At 72.0% G+C, this 17345-nt stretch carries 15 protein-coding genes and 2 pseudogenes; 9 read left to right on the forward strand and 8 right to left on the reverse strand.

Features of this window, described 5'->3' with window-relative positions; translation table 11 throughout:
• The first annotated feature begins 381 nt into the window (after positions 1-381).
• From ACZ6A9_RS29400 to ACZ6A9_RS29415, 4 genes are all read left to right on the forward strand, one after another.
• Positions 382-915: a hypothetical protein gene (locus tag ACZ6A9_RS29400; protein ID WP_468991450.1), complete on the forward strand. Its 534-nt coding sequence runs from the start codon at positions 382-384 to the stop codon at positions 913-915.
• Between the two features lie 56 nt (positions 916-971).
• Complete coding sequence (locus ACZ6A9_RS29405; RefSeq protein ID WP_468991452.1) at positions 972-1493, forward strand: hypothetical protein; 522 nt, start codon at positions 972-974, stop codon at positions 1491-1493.
• 536 nt (positions 1494-2029) lie between these two features.
• On the forward strand, positions 2030-2362 hold the full coding sequence (locus ACZ6A9_RS29410) for a Tn3 family transposase (RefSeq protein WP_468991455.1): 333 nt from the start codon (positions 2030-2032) through the stop codon (positions 2360-2362).
• A gap of 84 nt (positions 2363-2446) precedes the next feature.
• The gene (locus tag ACZ6A9_RS29415) at positions 2447-2587 is read left to right on the forward strand and encodes a hypothetical protein (protein ID WP_468991458.1); all 141 of its coding nucleotides are present in this window, start codon (positions 2447-2449) and stop codon (positions 2585-2587) included.
• 391 nt (positions 2588-2978) lie between these two features.
• Here the strand turns inward: ACZ6A9_RS29415 and ACZ6A9_RS29420 are convergent, their stop codons facing one another.
• Complete coding sequence (locus tag ACZ6A9_RS29420; protein WP_468991461.1) at positions 2979-3338, reverse strand: hypothetical protein; 360 nt, start codon at positions 3336-3338, stop codon at positions 2979-2981.
• Between the two features lie 275 nt (positions 3339-3613).
• Between ACZ6A9_RS29420 and ACZ6A9_RS29425 the strand changes: the two genes are divergently transcribed.
• Both ACZ6A9_RS29425 and ACZ6A9_RS29430 read left to right on the forward strand, forming a co-directional pair.
• Positions 3614-4540, forward strand: a complete 927-nt coding sequence (locus tag ACZ6A9_RS29425; RefSeq protein WP_468991463.1) for a helix-turn-helix domain-containing protein — start codon at positions 3614-3616, stop codon at positions 4538-4540.
• A 30-nt stretch (positions 4541-4570) separates the two neighbouring features.
• Positions 4571-4756: pseudogene (locus tag ACZ6A9_RS29430) on the forward strand (IS110 family transposase); the annotation flags it as partial.
• Positions 4757-5019: 263 nt separating this feature from the next.
• On the opposite strand, the gene ACZ6A9_RS29435 reads toward ACZ6A9_RS29430, so the two are convergent.
• Together ACZ6A9_RS29435 and ACZ6A9_RS29440 are read right to left on the reverse strand one after the other, a co-directional pair.
• Positions 5020-5607 (reverse strand): hypothetical protein, encoded by a 588-nt coding sequence (locus ACZ6A9_RS29435; RefSeq protein WP_468991466.1) that lies wholly within the window; start codon positions 5605-5607, stop codon positions 5020-5022.
• A 48-nt stretch (positions 5608-5655) separates the two neighbouring features.
• On the reverse strand, positions 5656-5985 hold the full coding sequence (locus ACZ6A9_RS29440) for a toll/interleukin-1 receptor domain-containing protein (RefSeq protein ID WP_468991470.1): 330 nt from the start codon (positions 5983-5985) through the stop codon (positions 5656-5658).
• 60 nt (positions 5986-6045) lie between these two features.
• Between ACZ6A9_RS29440 and ACZ6A9_RS29445 the strand changes: the two are divergent.
• Positions 6046-6594 (forward strand): annotated as a pseudogene (locus ACZ6A9_RS29445) (Tn3 family transposase); the annotation flags it as partial.
• Positions 6595-6746: 152 nt separating this feature from the next.
• Here ACZ6A9_RS29445 and ACZ6A9_RS29450 read toward each other — a convergent pair.
• From ACZ6A9_RS29450 to ACZ6A9_RS29460, 3 genes are all read right to left on the reverse strand, one after another.
• Positions 6747-10271: a HelD family protein gene (locus ACZ6A9_RS29450; RefSeq protein ID WP_468991473.1), complete on the reverse strand. Its 3525-nt coding sequence runs from the start codon at positions 10269-10271 to the stop codon at positions 6747-6749.
• Positions 10272-11033: 762 nt separating this feature from the next.
• The gene (locus tag ACZ6A9_RS29455; RefSeq protein WP_468991476.1) at positions 11034-11204 is read right to left on the reverse strand and encodes a transposase family protein; all 171 of its coding nucleotides are present in this window, start codon (positions 11202-11204) and stop codon (positions 11034-11036) included.
• 99 nt (positions 11205-11303) lie between these two features.
• Positions 11304-11705, reverse strand: a complete 402-nt coding sequence (locus ACZ6A9_RS29460; protein WP_468991733.1) for a Crp/Fnr family transcriptional regulator — start codon at positions 11703-11705, stop codon at positions 11304-11306.
• A 255-nt stretch (positions 11706-11960) separates the two neighbouring features.
• On the opposite strand from ACZ6A9_RS29460, the gene ACZ6A9_RS29465 reads away from it, so the two are divergent.
• Entirely contained in the window at positions 11961-12836 is an 876-nt protein-coding gene (locus ACZ6A9_RS29465; protein ID WP_468991478.1) for a universal stress protein, read from the forward strand.
• Between the two features lie 235 nt (positions 12837-13071).
• A complete protein-coding gene (locus ACZ6A9_RS29470) occupies positions 13072-13374 on the forward strand; it encodes a DUF1540 domain-containing protein (protein WP_468991483.1) in 303 nt (100 codons plus the stop codon).
• Positions 13375-13425: 51 nt separating this feature from the next.
• On the opposite strand, the gene fdhF is transcribed toward ACZ6A9_RS29470, so the two are convergent.
• Entirely contained in the window at positions 13426-16113 is a 2688-nt protein-coding gene (fdhF, locus tag ACZ6A9_RS29475; protein WP_468991485.1) for a formate dehydrogenase subunit alpha, read from the reverse strand.
• Positions 16110-17273 carry an NADH-ubiquinone oxidoreductase-F iron-sulfur binding region domain-containing protein gene (locus tag ACZ6A9_RS29480; protein WP_468991488.1) on the reverse strand — a complete coding sequence of 388 codons (1164 nt, stop codon included), beginning with the start codon at positions 17271-17273 and terminating at the stop codon, positions 16110-16112. Before ACZ6A9_RS29480 ends, fdhF begins: the two co-directional genes overlap by 4 nt.
• Between the last annotated feature and the right edge of the window lie 72 nt (positions 17274-17345).

Raw genomic sequence — 17345 nt, forward strand, 5'->3', positions numbered from 1 at the left:
CGGAGCCTTTTCCGGCTGTGGCTGTCCGGCAAGATCTCATGCCCTCCGGGACAGTCCGAGACGCGCCGGGACACCTCAAGACGCTGCTCCGGCGCCCTCGTGCGAGGCGCTCGGACGTGGGCTGACCTGGGCGGACACACCCGGACTGTCCGGGCCGCCTCCAGCCGTTGCCCACGGGGGCACCGCACCGGGACGCTCTTCACAGCCGACCGGCACAGGCTTGGCGCCCGGGTCGCAGACGACACGGTCATGCGCCCGCACCCCGCGGCCGTCCGCCGCGGAGGACTCCAGCCGGCCACGGCATCCGCCGGAGAGACCAGGGGGGCTCACCGCCCCTGTCTTCTCCCGCCTCTTCATCCAAGCGATCCAAGGAGCACTGGTGTGAACACTCCACGCGTCACCAAGGTCCGCGCTCTCGCCATCACCGCCGTCGGCGGACTGCTGGCCGGCGCCGTAGCCGTCCTCAGCCCCGCGCAGGCCACCGAAGACGCTCCGAGCTGCAAGCCCAAGCGCGTCACCGTCTACCCCGGGGAGAAGGTCCCCCCGCGCCTGCGCCTGGGCGAAGTGAACTTCGACGTGACCGTCTGCCCCACGGAAGACGCGGCCGGCTGGAGCACACAGGCCAGCGCCGCCACGAACGGGACGGGGAACACCGTCGGCTACCTCCTCGAGTCGGCCGCACTGCGGGTCAATTCCACGGCCGAGAACAGCAAGCGCCAGACCGCCACGTACACCGGCAGCTTCACCGTGAAGGACTGTGTTCCCGTCACCCTGTGGCCCTGCACCCGCACGCACAGGGTCGACGTGGGATTCGCCCTCATCGCCTACAAGAAGAGCGGCAAGGTCAGCATCGTCTACGGCGGCGGCATCAAGAGCACGATGCCGCTCGGCATGGCCCTGTACCGCACCCCGTGAACCTGCGCACACCTCACCCGGACACACTTCCGCCCTGCTCACCTCGGAGGACATTCGTGCGAATCAAACGCCTTGCCACCGCCACCGCAGCCTGCGGCCTCATCGTCGGCGCGATCGCCACCGCGACCAGCACCCAGGGGACCGCGGCCCCCACCCACAGCACCGCCGCCTGCGAGAACGCGCAGGTCACCCTCTACCCCGGCTCGCTGCTCTCGCCCCGCTACGGCGAATGGAACATGAACGTCCTGGCCTGCCCCACCAAGAGCCCGAGCACCTGGACGAAGACCTCGAGCATCGAACTCAACGCCACCGCGTCCAACCTCGGCCTGACCGTCGCCGAGGACTCCAAGCTCCGCATCACCGAAACCGGACAGAACAAGTGGAACCGGTTCGCCCGCTACGAAGCCACCTTCCAGTCACGCGCCTGCGTGCCCAAGGTGGGATGGCCGTGCAAGAGCCCCGGCACCTGGAAGGCCCGATTCACCGTCACCGTGGACAAGAGGAGCCACCAGGTGAAGGTCCACACACACCGAGGCAGCACGCCCGCCCACACCTACGTCCTGTGGCCCACCCCATAGCCTGGACAGGCCCGCAGAGCCGGCCGAAACAATAGCCGAGCAGGGCGCTGCCCCGGGCGCACATCGTCCGGGGCAGCGCCCTGCTGCGGCCGATGCTCCCTACAGCACGCCGAGCAGGGCGTTGTCCTCCTCGGCCCCGCGCCCGGTCCGGTCCAGCGGAAGGGCCCCGCGTCGGACGGCCGATGCGAGGGCCCTTGCGTTCCTCTGAGGTGTGGATTTTTACACCCGCGCGTCTCAGCGCCCCGGCCGATGGGGCAGCCACCTGGCCGGGCGCGTGCCAGCGTCGGGAAAGTGGTGCGGGGCCCTCACGCGTCGCCGCCCTTGTCGGCGAGCCAACGTTCGGCGGCCTCACCCGTGCCCACCGCGGCGATGGCGGTCACTTCGAGCTGCTCGGCCTCGCTCCACTTCCGCACTGCCACGCGGGCCATCTCCTCGTAGCCGGGTGTGAGTAGTTGCGGAACAGGATGTAGCGCTGAGAATGATCATGGCTGCTACCACAGGGAACGCCGCTGGTAGGGACCTTCGGGGAAAGATCGTTGAGCGGGTGCGGGGGCAAGGACGGTGCGCTGACCGGCCCGGACAAGGAGCACGCCGAGACCTCGATACTCGCCCTGCATCTGCTCCAGTCCGCGCTCGTGCACGTCAACACGCTTCTGGTCCAGCAGATCCTCGCCGAACCGGCCTGGGCGAAGAAGCTCTCGGCCGAGGACCGGCGCGGGCTGACCACGCTGTTCTGGTCGAACACCAAACCGTACGGCACCTTCCGCCTGGAGATGGACAAGCGGCTCGACCTCGCGCCCTCGCTGTCCGTGCCCCGCCTCCGCACCTCAGCGGACGCCGTCGGCCAGGTCCTGGCGGAGCCGCGGTAAACCCCATGCTGACGGGCCGGCGCATCTACAGCGCCGAGCGCGCCGACGTCGACGGAGCGGGGCGTCGGCCACGAGGTCTTGCACATGTACGCCACCGGCCACACCACCACCCGCACGCCGATGGATGAGGGGGACTGGCCCGAAGGGCTCGATCTGTGGCACCCGGTGTTCGACTTCGACGAGTATGGCCGTGCCGTTGTCGGCCCCGGTGTCCTATTTCCCTGACCCACGGTGCAAAGTAGCGGCCCCTCCTGCTGACGCCCCGTTTCCTTGTAGTCGAGCCCTTCATGTTGGGCAGCGCGAGCGAATGGCGGGGGGCCGGGGGAACAGACATGCGCGGGAGTGGGCGCCGGAAGATGTGGTGGTGTGCTGGACGCCGGCGGGCTGTGACTTGGACCTGGTGGCGAACAAGTCCGGACGGACCCGACCCGGCTTCGTGCTGATGCTGATGTTTTTTGAGCCGGAGAGCAGGTTCCCCCAGTTCGTCGAGGAGTTCCCGCAGGCAGTTGGCCCTCTCTCTTTGAACATGGTGAAGCCCCCGCCTGCTGAATCGCGGACGGGGGCGCTGCGGTAGTAAGCCGAGGACTGGGCGCGGCCCGCAGCTCGTGCCGGGGCCTCAGCAGTCGGCGCGGAGGCTGTAGACGGGATTCCAGTCGCCCCTGACAGGACCGTAGTTGGCTGGCGTCGTGTAAATCAGGGTGCCGCTCGAGCCGAACATTTTGACCCTGCCGTTCCCGGGAAGGCGGTTGTTCCAGTATCCGCCCCCGCTCCAGGGCATGCTCGCGGACATACCGCAGTACAGGACGAGGCTGCCGCCACTATCGCTGGTCGCGCAGAACGCGCCGGACACGGTGCACGATGCCGCCACCGCGCGGCTGGTGTTGGGGTTGTCGGTCGCGATGGCGCTGGTGGCGGTGCCCGCCAGCACAGCGGCCGAGGCGGCGAGGATTGAGACTGCATTGCGTATCTTACGCATGTATGCCTACTTTCACGTTGGTCCGGATGCCGGTCCTGGCCTTGCTTTGAGGTTGCGTGCTCAGCTACGGGGCGGACGGTCAGCGGATCGCCCCACAGCGCCCGCCCCCCTTCAGTCAGCCAGTGCCTTGGCCAGGGGCGTTGTCGAGTTCTGGCTGACATCCCGGCCTGATCTTGTCTTCACCGGCCGGTTGTTCGGCAACAGACTGCTGGCGGGACTAGTCGGGCGGCTTGTACGAATGCGCACCGACACGCAACGAGGTGTGTCCGAGCGCAATGCTGGTGACGGGAGCCGAGTTGGCGGGAACGAGGAGTGAACGGGTGGTCCGGCTGGCGCCGGACTGGCTGCGTGCCCACGTCGTGAGCTATATGGGCTTTGAAATCCCGAAAGTCCAAGGGTGGCCCAGGGTCTCGTTGCCCGCAGCGACCGTGACACTTGTCCTGGGGTGGGGCGATCCACTGACCGTACTGGCCGGACGCGGCCAGGGAACACAGGCGAGCACCTGGCGCGCGCTACTCGCCGGACTGCACACCACGGCCACTCTGAGCTCATACTCCGGGTCGGCACACACCGCGCTGGTGGAGCTCACCCCACTGGGGGCATACCGCTTCCTCGGCGTCCCCCTCCACCACCTGACCGACGTCCTGGTCGACCCCGACGCGGTCCTCGGCTCCGGCTGGTCCGCCCGCATCACCGGCCGGCTGGCTGCCGCCGAGGATTGGGCCGGACGCTGGACGGTACTCGACGACGCCCTCACCCGACGATTAGCCGCCGGTCCTCTGCCCTCATCGGTCGTCGCACACGCCTGGAAACATCTGCGCACCTCCCACGGCACCGTCACCATGCGCGAACTCGCACAAACCACCGGCCGCGGCAACCGAAGACTCCAGATGCTCTTTCGCGAGCAGATCGGCCTCCCGCCCAAAACAGCCGCCCGGATCCTGCGCTTCCAGCACGCCCTCACCCTGCCTACCGGCGAAGGAGAATCGTTCGCCCACACTGCCGCCCAGTGCGGCTACCACGACCAAGCCCACCTCATCCGCGACTTCCGCGCATTCGCCGGCCTCACCCCCACCCAGCTCCGCGCATTGACCGCTCACGCTGCCCCCGGCGGAGATCCCATCGCCCACGGACGTCTCACCGGCATCATCGCAACCGACACCATCGAACCAGGCCAAGGACTAGCCTCGGTCCCTTCGTAACGACCCGCCAGCGAACCAGCGGACGGCTACCTGGACCTGACCGACGAGGTCACCGCGGAGCTGACCATGACGGTCGGCTTCGACCAGGACCTCGCCGGCGAGGCCAACCGCACCTCCAACCGCATCCGCGGCCTGCTCACCCAGTTCCACCCCAGCCTGGAACGCGTCCTCGGCCCGCGCCGGGACCATCCGGCAGTGACCAGGCTCCTCGAGCGGACCCACACCCGGTACTCCACCGCCTCCACCCCGCCGTCCTCGAGGTCCCGGTACGACGGCAGCCCCACCAGGTACAGCCAGCCTGTCTCGGTCTGCTGCCGTCTCCACAGCCGCGCGACGACCTCTTGCTCCGGATGACTGAGCACCGGGTCGGCGGGCAGCACGACCCCCACTGGCACCGGGTCGGCTGCGTCGTCGGAGGGTGTGGTCACGGCTCCACGGTAAGCGCCTGCCACCCCTCGAAGGCCCGGTTACGCGTCGGGTCAGTCGGTTGTGGGCGGGCCGATGTGTAAGGACCAGTCGCCGGTGTATTCGTCCAGGTCGATCCGCAAGGGCTCCAGAGCGTCGGCGTCGTGGACGTCGGCCCGGATGATGCGGCCGGTGCCCAGGTGCAGGGAGACCCGAAGCTGTCGGCCTATCCGGTTGGGCACCTCCAGCCCGATGAGCGGCAGCGACACCATGGAGCCGGCCTTGAGGACCAACGGCAGCTCAATGCGCTCAGCCTCGCTCCCGACCTGCACCGGCGCCCCGAAGTGCACCGCCGGGTTGAACAGCACCTGGATACGCCGGGCCCGCTTCCACCCCACGCGCCGGACGGCTCGCAGCTTCCACACCGCCCGCTTCAGGCGATGCCCGGGGATGTCACGCCATACGGAGTAGCCGACGATCGTCACGTCCAGGCGGCCGACGTTCGAGACGTCGGTGCGCACCCACCACCGGCCTTCCCGCTTGAGTCGGGTGGAGAAGACCTCCACCCGGCCGCCTGTGAGGCGGTGGCTCCACATCTGCCAGCCCAGGCCGCTGGCCCCGGTGATGGCACCGAAGATCGCCAGCGCATTCGTCCAGTTCATGATCGGAGCGTAGGAACCCTCACCACAGCCGTCCGGCGGTCAGCCGAATCAGGCCCGTTCCCGGCGAAATCTGTCCGCGCCCCGCATAAATGCCGCCACCAGCGCTGTCTGCCTGGTCCGGCAAAACTGGATCGGCCGGAGCTCCTCGAGGCCGGAGATCTTGACGGCCGCGGTGGTCAGTCCGTCCAGGAGGACGGGCACCACGAGCAGGGGCGCGCCGAGGGCCCTGCGCCACATGAGGATGTTGACCTCGCGCCGCACCCAGGAGGACTTCAGCGCCTTCTCGTTGAGAAGGACGACGGCTGCGTCACAGCGCGCGAGCCAGTGCCCGATCTCCGGGCGCCACTCATTGCCCGGCGGGATGGCGGACTGGTCCACCAACGGGGCGTGATTCTCCCCTACGCGCTCCTCCTCCGACGATGACGCTGCCACCGTGAGGCCGCCGCCGCGCTGCTGGATGAGCTGTTGCCGCCCGGGGACGACGAGGCGGAAGCCGAGATGCGGCGCCTGCTGGCCACCCGCTTCAACACGGTCCGCCCGTCCTGTCCCTGCTCGGCGAGTCCTCCGCGCTCGGCGCGGCCTCCGGCGGGGCGCGGGTGCTGGCGGCGGTGGAGCGGCTGCCCGCCTTGGCCCGGCGGAAGGTGAAGGTCAAGCCGCTGCTGCCGCGTGAGATCGACGGCAAGCTCGTGCCGCCGGCGTGGAAGCGGGCGGTGTTCTCCAACCTCGACCTGCCCGAAGGGGCGGTGGACCGCGACGCGTACGTGGTCTGTGTGCTGGAGCAGCTGTACCGAGCGCTGAACCGTCGGGACGTGTTCGCCTCGCCGTCGAACCGCTGGTCCGACCCGCGGGCGCAGCTGCTGGACGGCAAGGAATGGGAGGCCGTCGCCGAGGACGTCCTGCACGGCCTGAGCCTGGACGAGCCGGTCACCGAACACCTCGCCGGGCGGGTGCGGGCGCTGGACTGCGTGGCAGCTGATGGCCGAACGCCGAACTCGAAGTCCGCACCCCCGCCGAACGCGGCCCCGGCCACGCCTGTGAGATGGGGACGACCATCGACGCCGCCGTACCCGAGGCCACCACGAAGCCCACGAGAGCGGGGTACGCCCGGTGCAGCACCGCCCAGCAGGAACTCGGTGGTGTCAGGCCTGGCCGGGATCGAGGCCGAGGGCGGTTTCGGTGTCCTGTCCGCCCCAGCCCTGCGGGGTGCGCCACAGGGCGTGGACGCCGAAGACGTCGTGGACGGTGGCGGCCGACCAGTCCTCGGCGGGCGGCTGGGACAGCACCAGGTAGAGGCGGTCGGCGGTCGCCGGCAGGGTGTGGTTGACCTCGTGGAGGCGGGCCGCTCCCGAGCGCAGGTCGGTGTACGTGGACAGGCCGGCGCCCAGGACCTCGTAGAGGAAGCGGCCGTGCTCGGTGGTGCAGCTGACGTCGACGACCGGTGAGTCGGCCTTCGGCTGCCGGTCGGCTCGCAGCAGGGCCGCCATCAGCTCGAAGCGCACCGCCTCATGGGTCTTGCAGGTGCGGTCCGCCGCGGCTGAGGTCTCCAGGAACCGGAGCAGGTCCGTGTTCTGCCCGGCCGTTGGTTCTGACGTCGGTGCGATGGTGCCGACGGGGGTGCTGGGCATGGGGTGGTTCTCCTCCGGTTCGAGCTGCTCGGGCTGCTCGGGCTGCTGTGGCGGTGCGGACGGTTCGGTCCGCTCGGACGGTGCGGGCTCGAGGGACTGCGCGGCGGGTTCGGTGTCCCGGACTTCCTCCACCCGACGTGCCGCGAGGCGCTGTTCCAGAGTCCGGCGCGCCTCGGCCAGGGCCTCGGCCCAGCCGCTGCGCTGCAGCTCCGCCCGGAACCGGTCCAGGTCGGGGGCGTTCGAGGCGAGTGCGCGGTTGGTGTTCGCGGCGAGGTCCCGCAACAGGCCCAGGCGGCTGCGGTCCGGGGAGCCGAGGACCCGCCAGACGTCCAGCCAGTCGTGCTGGTCCAGACGCAGGCAGCGGTTGGCCATGCCCTTGAGTTCCGACAGCCGGACCCGGGCATCGTCCGGGACGTCGCCGTCGGCCAGGTCCCCGACGACGGTGAGCGCGTCCACGTACCGCTCTGCCATGGTGGGCGAGATGGGCCTGCGCCCGCGCTCGTCGACGGTGACGAAGGTGACGTTGGAGGCGTGGCGCAGGACCCAGGCGTCCACCTCCGCCCCGCTCCGGGGAGGTGTGGAGCCGTGGCGCACGGCCAGAAGCAGCGGGCGGTCCGTGGCGGGCGAGACCGCCTCGACCTTGTAGTTGCCGCCGGTGGTGTGGCCGACCACGCGGACCTTGATGTCGGTGCCGACTTCGGGGACGTTCCCCGCCGCCGTGGCCGCTCCGGCGGCACTGCCGGTCACCTCGCCGGTGCCGGCGGACGGCTGTTCCGCGCAGCCCGCGGTGTCGGTGTTCGTGAGGGCCTCCGGGAGCGGTGCGGTGTGCAGGACGGTCAAGGTCTGGGTGCTGCGGGTCAGCGCGATGTAGAGCTGGCGCAGGCCGGCCGGGCCGCGAGCGGCGATGATGGCGGGTTCCACCACGAGGACGTGGTCGTACTCCATGCCCTTGGCCTGGGCGGCGGCCAGCACGGACACCGCCTCGCGTTCTGGCTGCGTGAGGCCGTCCGCCTCGTCGAGGTGGCGGGCGATCTCGTCGAGCCAGCCGGAGTCGTCGGGGACGATGACGGCCACCGAGCGCAGGGTCTGCCCGTCGCTGCTGCCGAGGAGGCGGACGGCCTGGGTGACGGTGTCGTCCAGGAGCCGCCACGGTTCGGTCGCGATGGTCCGGACAGCACCGTCGCCGGCCTCGCGCACCGCCTGCGGGTACGGCAGTGAGGGGGCGACCGTGCGGGCCAGCGGCGCGACGAACTCCATGATCTCGGCGGGCACACGGTAGCTGGTGGTCAGTTCGGCCACGCGCCAGTCACCGTGGTCGGACAGCAGAGTGCCCAGTTCCTCCCAGTCCGTATGCTCACGCGGGCCGGTGGCCTGGGCGAGGTCGCCGAGGACGGTCATGGAACCGCCCCGCGCGACGCGCCGGCGCAGGGTGCGGGCCTGCATGGGGGTCAGGTCCTGGGCCTCGTCGACGACGATGTGGCCGTAGCGGCGCGGGGTCTCGCCGGCGATGAGGTACCGCAGCTCCTCGAGCAGGACGAGATCGTCCAGGGTCCACGGGTCGTCGTCGGCGGTGGCGGCGCGAGGGCGGTGCAGGGCGGCCCGCTCCTCGTCGTCGAGGTGGTCCTCGGCGCAGGCGCGCAGCAGGTCGGACGAGTCGTAGAGACTGCGCAGGGCCTCCAGGGCACCGGGCGAGGGCCAGACGCGGTCGAGGAGGCGTTCGACCTTGCGGTTGCGTTCCAGGCTGCGGCGGATCGTGCCGTCCGCGCCGCGGCGCGGGGCGACGGCGACGAGCTCGGCCAGAAGGCGGTCGACGAGCAGGCTGCGGAAACGGTCGCGGCGCTCGCGGTGAGCACCGTCGCCGCCGCGTGCCTGCTCGAACAGGGCGAGGACCTGGGAGCGCGGCACGCGCAGGGTGGTGCTGCCGGCGGTGACGGTGAACGTCGACTCGTCGCCCTCGAAGGAGGGAGCGGTGAGGAGGGCGTCGAGAGCCTCGGGACGGCACTCGCGCTCGACCCGCCGTCGCAGGACGGCCGCCATGCGCTCGTCGGACTTCACCAGCCGTGCTCGCGGGGTGTCGGTGCCGAGGACCTCGCCCTCCCACAGGCGGGTCAGCTGGACGGTGTTGACGTCGCGGGTGCCAAGGGTGGGCAGCAACTGACCGACGTAGTCGAGGAATCGCTGGTGGGGGCCGATGACGAGGATGTCCGAGGCCGTGAAGTGCTCGTTGTTGACCAGCCAGGTCACGCGATGCAGGCCGACCGCGGACTTGCCGGTGCCCGGTCCGCCCTGCACGACGAGGATGTCGGTCGGTGAACCCGTGACCAGAACCATCTGGTCACGGCGGATCGTCTCCACGATGTCCCGCATCCGGCCACTGCGCGAACGCTGCAGTTCGCGCAGGAGGAAGTCGTCCGGCTGCAGGGGCTTGCGGCGCTGCGTACGGGCGATGCCGGCAGGAGTGCGGGCCGGCGGGCGCCCCCCGCGCTTCGCGGTGCCCGGCCGCCCAGCGGTGGCGGCGTCGTCGGCGGCCGGCCGCGGCGCGGGAACGAGCCCGGCGCCGGGGGCGGCTTCGGAAACGGCGCCGGCGAGTGCTCCGGGCACGGCGATCTCGTCGGAGTAGTCCTCGACGACACGTTCCGCGCAGCGCAGCCGCCGCCGCAGGACGACGTCGCCCGGCGTCTCCTGCTGTGCCTCGAGCCACTTGGTGGCCATGTCGCTGGTCCAGAGCACGACGACGGTGTCGCGGGTTCGGACGTCGGAGACGGACCGCCGGCCCACGTACCAGGGCCGGGGCTCGCCGCCGGGCTCCTCCGGCGCGTCGACGCGGGCGAAGACCAGCGACTCGCCCCGGAGGTTGCCGTAGGCCGCTGCCCGCTGCTCCGTGTCCTTCCGGTTGGCGATGCCGTCCTTGCCACTGGCCGACGCCGTGGCGGCCGCTGTCCCGTTCATCTCGGCCAGCCGCGCCTCGTAACAGGCGTACGCGTGGTCCACCGCCTTCTGCTCGAGGGCGATGACGTCGTCGCGTGTGATGGTGCCCATGTGCTTCCCCTCCCTTGCGGCGCCCCGCAGGACGCCGCCACGGGCATACGCCCGTCCCCGACGACATGCCTATCAGAGATCGGAGGGTGACAAATGGTCCTGGCCCCATCGAGGGGCCAGTTTCCGCACCAGCTCCCCGACGTCCACCCGCCGGACGCGGACCTGGTCGTAGGCGGGACCGCTCTCGTATTGGTCGTGGGGGCATCCCAGGCACAGGTGCGGTCAGGCCGGCGGTGACGGCGGTCCGGGTGGGTCAGAATCCACCCGGCGACGGTCCGCGGCGACGGCGGTCGGGCTGCCGGTGCGGTCGGGGAGGCACCGCTCCGCGGCTTCGCCGAGGTTGCGCCAGAGGTGGGAACGGCCGGCATTCTGGACGGCGGTGGGTGCCCCGATGCTGGCGCCCTCTGTGAAGAACGGAGCACGGTCACGGCAGCGACCTCGATCCCCGGGCGTTCGGCCAGCCAGGCCGCGACCGTGGCCGCCTCGCGATCCGGCAGCAAGTCAACCGGTCGGCGTCTCCCGACATCGACCAGGACGGTCCCGTGGACACGCCCCTTGCGCATCGCGTACTCGTCGACGCCGACCACCCTCGGAGTCCGCGGCTGAGGCTCCGGGAGCGCATCGACCCGTCGCAGGACTTGTTCCGGCTGGCTCTCGCCCAGAGGACGTCGGCCAACCGGGCACCGGCGCGGCCGGCTACCGCGAGGCCGACCTCGGCCGGCGCCGACCGCATTCGTTCGGTCCGCTGGCTGTGTCGGCGGGTCAGGCTGTGACCTGCTCGACGAACGTCCGCCGCTCGCATGAGGTGTCCTCGCACGTGAACCGGCGGACCCGCAGCCGCAGCACCACCCGCCGCCCTGCCACGGGAAGATCGGCGGGAAACCGCGGGTAGGAACGGTAGGAACCGTGTACCCGCGGCGGTGGCAGCGTCATCGTCGGGGGAGGAGCGCGTAGGGGCGCAGGGGGACGCCGATCACCTGGAGGACGAGCGTGCGGTGTGCGGCGTGCAGGGTGCCGCCTCGTCTCGCCTCCTCAGGGCACCTCGCCGGCGCCGTGAGGTGCGTACAGGTCGAGCAGTCGCACCCGGGCGGACCTGAGCCGGCGCGCGATCACGCCGACGACATAGGTGAGCAGCGCGTGATCCAGCTCCGGGTCGTCCTCGCACAGCGCACGGACCGCGGCCGCGTCGTACTCGTAGGCGCGTACCGGGCTGGCGGCCCGGGCCCCCAGGTGCCAGTCATAAGGAGGGATCAGCCAGGACCAGCCCAGCAGTTCCCCGGCGCCGATGGTTCCGACGACCGCCGCGCGGCGGCCGGGCACGTGCACGTCGAGGGCGACGGTGCCCGTGTGCACGATCCAGAAGCGGTCGGCCCTTCCGCCCTCGTCGAAGATGCGCTCGTCGGTGGCGAACGACACCTCGCGGGCGAGGGGCATGAGTCGGTCACGGTGTTCCTTGGTCAGTGCGCCGAAGACGCCGCTTCTGGCAACCACGATCGCCTTCCCTTCACCAGGACCTCCGAAGCGCCCCGTTCCTCGTCGGCCGTACCACTCCACGATCGTCGCAAATCGGTACAGTGCAACCCGGGCCGGGCTCCTTGACGTGTCCCTGTGTCGCGACGCGACCCGTGCGGTGCGACGGTATGGACAGGGACGTCGAGGCAGTGGCCGGGCAGGAAGGTGGTGGAGACCGTGGAACTCCCGCTGATCGTGGGTGTCGACGGATCGGATTCCAGCCTGGAGGCCGTCGACTGGGCCGTGGACGAGGCTGCCCGCCGCGGGCTGCCCCTGCGGCTGGTCCACGCCTCCTTGTGGGAGCGGTACGAGGGAGGTCTCCCGTCCTTCCGGACGGACCGTCCGGCCGAAGAGGTCATGGCCGAACACATCGCCGCGTCCTGCGCGGAACGCGCCCGGCTGCGCAACCCGGAGCTGAAGGTGTCGAGCGACGTACTGCCCGACGACGCCGTGTCCGCGCTCCTGCACGCGGCTCACGAAGCCTCCGCCCTGGTCACCGGCTCCCGCGGCCGCGGAGGCATCGCCGGCATGCTGCTGGGATCGGTGAGCCTCACGGTGGCCGCCCGTGCCGAGTGCCCGGTGGTCGTGGTGCGCGGCGGAAAGCCGAACCGGGAGGGGTCCTTCGGCCGGGTGGTGGTCGGCGTCGGCGACTCCGCGGAAGGTACGGCCGCCATGCGGTTCGCCATCCGCGAGGCGCAGGCACGCGGCTGCGGCCTGCACGCCGTCAGGGCCTGGCGCCGCCCCGCCCACGAGCACGCGGACCACCCCTTGCTCGCGGACGACGCCGCCGGTTCCGGGCAGGAGCGCGCCTCCGCCCTCCTCACCGACGCGCTGCGCGACGCCGCAGGGAACCACCCGCCGGTCGAAGTGCGCCGTCAGGTGGTCGAAGGCCCCGCCCACAAGGCGCTCCTGGACGCCTCCTCCGAGGCCGACCTGGTGGTCGTGGGGGCGCGCGGGCGCCACGGTCACGTCGGTCTGCAACTCGGCAGGGTGGCTCACGCCCTGCTGCATCACGCCGAGTGCCCGGTGGCGGTCGTCCCCCGACGGGACTGAACCGACGTGCGCCCCGTGCCGACGTGCGCCGCTGCCGGGCATCGCGGACAGTGGAAGAGTCAGGGAGCGTTCCCGCGTGCCTCACCGGGCTCGCACGGGACGTGGACGAGCTGAGGTGCCGGTCCGGCGAGCCGGAGCTGTGACCGCTCACGGTGGTGGCGTGACATGTCGCCCCGGAGGGCCGCTACCGCGGCGACCGGTCCGCACGACACCTCGAGAGAAAGCAGGCCCCCTCATGGCAGCCACACCCGTCATGCAACTGCCGGTCATCAGCGAATGCGCGGCCGAGGGCTGCGCCTACAACCACGACCACACCTGCCACGCCGTGGCGATCACCGTGGGAGACCTCAGCAGTCCCGTCTGCGACACGTTCATGGGCTCCGACCTGGAGGGCGGCGAGCCGTCCGTCACCGGCCGGGTCGGCGCGTGCAAGATGGCCGACTGCCGGCACAACACCGGGCTGGAGTGCCACGCCCCGTCCATCACCGTCGGTTACGAGCAGGAGCAGGTCGACTGCCTGACCTACGCGCGGACCTGAGGGAGCGTCCGGCGTTCCCGGTCGACCGCCGCGGCACGGTCGGCCGCCTCGTCACGACGCGGCCACTCGGACCGCCGTGACCTTGTACTCCGGGCAGGACGTGACGGTGTCCGTGACGTCGGACGTCAGGCGGTTCACCCCGCTCGCGGGGAAGTGGAAGGAGCAGAAGACCTGCCCGGGGGCCGTCTGCTCACTGACGCGGACCACCAGCCGGGCCCGGCCGTGCCGGCTCTCCACGGTGACGCCCTGGCCGTCCCGCAGTCCGTACCGGCCCGCGTCGTCGGCGTGAAGGTCCAGGAAGTCGACCGGATCGAGCGCCAGGTTGCCGCCGCGCCGCGTCATGCTCCCGGAGTTGTAGTGCGCCCAGCGCCGCCCGGTCACCAGGACCAGCGGGTAGGCGTCGTCGGGCTGTTCGCCGGGCGGGAGGTAGGGGGCGGCGGCCAGGTGGGCCCGCCCGTCCGGTGTCACGAAGCGCTCCGCATACAGCTTGGCCTCTCCGGGCCCGTGCGGGGAGGGGCAGGGCCACGGCACGGAGCCTTCCCGGTCCAGGCGCTCGTGGGAGAGCCCGGCGAAGACGGGCGCGACCCGGCCGCACTCGGCGAGGGCGTCGGCGGGAGTCGGGCAGCCCAGGCCGACTCCCATGGCCCCGGCGACGGAGTGGAGGATGTCGAAGTCGGTGCGGGCCTGCCCCGGCGGGGGCACGGCGGGGCGGACCCGCTGGAACCGGCGGTCGAAGTTGACGAAGGTGCCGTCCTTCTCCAGCCAGGACGCGGCGGGCAGGACGACATCGGCGTGCCGGGCGGTTGCGGACAGGAACAGTTCGCTGCAGACGACGAGCGGGCAGGCGTCCAGGGCCCGGGCCACCTGGGTGGCGTCGGGGTCGGTCGCGCAGACGTCCTCGCCCACGATCCACAGGGCGCGCAGCCCGCCGGCCCGCGCGGCGGCGAACATGTCCGGGATGCGCAGCCCGGGCCGCGCCGGGACCGGTACGCCCCACACGGCCTCGGCCCGCGAGCGGGCGGCGGCGTCGGTGACCTTGCCGTACCCGGGCAGGAGATCCGGCAGGGCACCCATGTCCGAGGCGCCCTGGACGTTGTTCTGGCCGCGCAGCGGGTTGACGCCGTAGCCGCGGTCGGTGCCCACCGCGCCCCGCAGGATCGCCAGGTTCGACAGGGACCGCACCCCGTCCGTGCCGTGGAGGTGCTCGGTCACGCCGAGGCCGTAGACGATGGCCGGCCGCCCGGCCCTGCCGTAGAGGCGGGCGGCGGCGACCAGGTCCGCGGCCGGCACACCGGTGAGCTCCGCGACCCGGTCGGGCGGGTAGTCGGCCAGCAGCCCGGTGAGTTCCGGCAGCCCGGTGGCCCGCTCGCGCAGGAACTCCTCGTCGGTGAGCCCTTCGGCGAGCAGGACGTGGGCGAGGCCGTGGAAGAGCGCCACGTTGGTGCCGGGACGCGGTCGCAGGTGCACGTCGGCGTGCAGGGCGAGGCCCACGGCACGTGGATCGGCGACGACCAGCCGGGCTCCGCGCAGGACCTGCCGCAGCAGCCGGGCTCCGACCACCGGGTGGGCCTCGACGGGATTGGCCCCCACCACCAGCAGGCAGTCGGAGCGCTCCACGTCGTCGAAGGTGTCGGTGCCGCCGGAGAGCCCGAAGGAAGCGGTGAGGCCGGCGGCGGAGGGAGAGTGGCAGACGCGGGAGCAGTTGTCGACGTTGTTCGTCCCGACGGCGACCCGCAGGAACTTCTGTACGAGGTAGTTCTCCTCGTTGGTGGCGCGGGCCGAGGAGATCACCGCCACGGAGTCCGGGCCGCCCGCCTCGACGGCGGCCCGCAGGCCCCGGGCGACGTGGGCCAGCGCCTCGTCCCAGCCGACCGGCTCCAGCACACCGTCGCGTCGCAGCAGGGGCCGGGTGAGCCGTTCCGGGGAGGTGCGGAAACCGTGGGAGAAGCGGCCCTTCACACACGCGTGGCCGCGATTGACCGGGCCGTCCCGGGCGGGCAGCACCGCCGTGACCTCACCGTCCCGCGCGATCACGTCGAGGGCGCAGCCCACGCCGCAGTAGCCGCACGTGGTACGCGTCCGGCCCTCCGCCGGGAGGTACGCGGAGGTGAGCCCGCGCGCCGGTCCCGGCTGGCTGATCGCCCCCGTGGGGCAGGTGTCCACGCAGCCGCCGCAGGCCACGCAGTCCGACTCGGCCCAGGGCCCGCCGGTGCCCGGGGCCACGACCGTGCCACCACCCCGGCCGACCAGGGTGAGGGCGAAGGTGCCCTGCACCTCGGAGCACATCCGTACGCACCGGCCGCAGGCGATGCACAGATCCCGGTCCAGGTGGACGTACGGGTGGGAGTCGTCCCCACCCCGGCCCCCGGCACCGTGTGCCGCCTCCGGGCCGATGCCCAGGGACCGGCAGACACGGGCCAGTTCGCCGGGGCCGCCGTCGGCGAGGGCCCGGGGCGGCAGCGCGGAGACGATGACCTCCACCGCGTCCCGGCGCAGCCGGACCACGTCGTCGTCGCCGGTGTCCACACGCATGCCGGGTGCGGCCGGAGTGACACAGGCTGCCACGACGCGCCCCTCGGCCCGCACCACACACGTACGGCACGACCCGGCGGGACTGAGCCGGTCGTCGGAGCAGAGCGCGGGCAACTCGATGCCGACCGCCCGCACCGCCGTGAGCAGGGACGACTCCTCGGGCACCGTGACGCCGGAGCCGTCGACCTCGATCACGATGCCGTTCATGGCCGCCACCCCGGGAGCCGGTCCCCGTAGGCGCGGGCCAGGCTGTGCACGGCGGGCGGGATCCGCCGCCCGAAGGCACACAGGCTCGCCCCGGTGAGGACCCGCGCCAGCCGCTCCCACTCCTGGCCCGGCGGGGCGCCGGCGCGGGCCCACTCCAGACCCCGGTGCGAGCCGACGCGGCACGGCGAGCACGCGCCGCAGCTCTCGGCGGCGGCGAACTCCCACACGTGACGCAGCACGTCCTGCGGCGCCACCCGTTCGTCGAAGGCGACGAGCCCGGCGTGTCCGAGGGCGGTGCCCCGGGCCGACAGCGCCGTCTCCGACAGCGGCACGTCCAGCGCGTCGGCGCTGAGGAAGCCGCCCAGCGGCCCGCCGACCTGGAGCGCCGTCAGTTCGGCGCCGTCCCGCAGACCGCCTCCCAGCCCGGTGACGATCCGCCGCACCGGTGTGCCCAGCTCGACCTCGTAGCAACCCGGCCGGGCGAAGCGCTCCGAGAGGCAGACCAGCTTGGTTCCCGTCTCGCCGGACGTACCGCGCCGGGCGTATGTCCGGCCGCCGCGCCGGACGATCCAGGGGACGGCCGCCAGGGTCTCGACGTTGTTGACCACGGTCGGCGCGTTCCACAGGCCGTGCTCGGTCGGGTACGGCGGGCGGGGCCGGGCGCATCCGCGACCGCCCTCCAGCCCCGCGACGAGAGCGGTCTCCTCACCGGCGACGTAGGAGCCGGCGCCCTCGACGACGTCGATGTCCAGCGAGGTGGCCGTCCCGTGCACCGACGTCCCGAGATGCCCGTCCGCGTACGCCCGGCGCACCGCCTCCCGCATCCGCGCCAGGGCGGCCGGGTACTCGGAGCGCACCAGCACGAGACCCCGGCCTGCCCCGCACGCGAAACAGGCCAGGGCCAGGCCCTCCAGGACACGGCCCGGGTCGGCCTCCATCAGCAGCCGGTCGGCGTACGAACCCGGATCGCCTTCGTCGCCGTTGGCGACCACCACGGTCCCGGGTGCGCGGCCCGCCGCCTCCCATTTCGCCGCCACGCGGAATCCGGCACCGCCCCGCCCTCGCAGTCCGGACGCCGCCACCTCCCGGTGAACCTCCTCCGGAGTACCCGACGACACCGTCCCCGGCCACACCTGCCACGCCGGGTCACCGGAGAGCACACCGCCCAGCAGGACCGGGTCACCGGTGTCGTCGACCGCCGGGATGTCCGGCGCGCGCGGTGGCTCCCGCCC

Source organism: Streptomyces sp. NPDC041124, assembly GCF_055592385.1.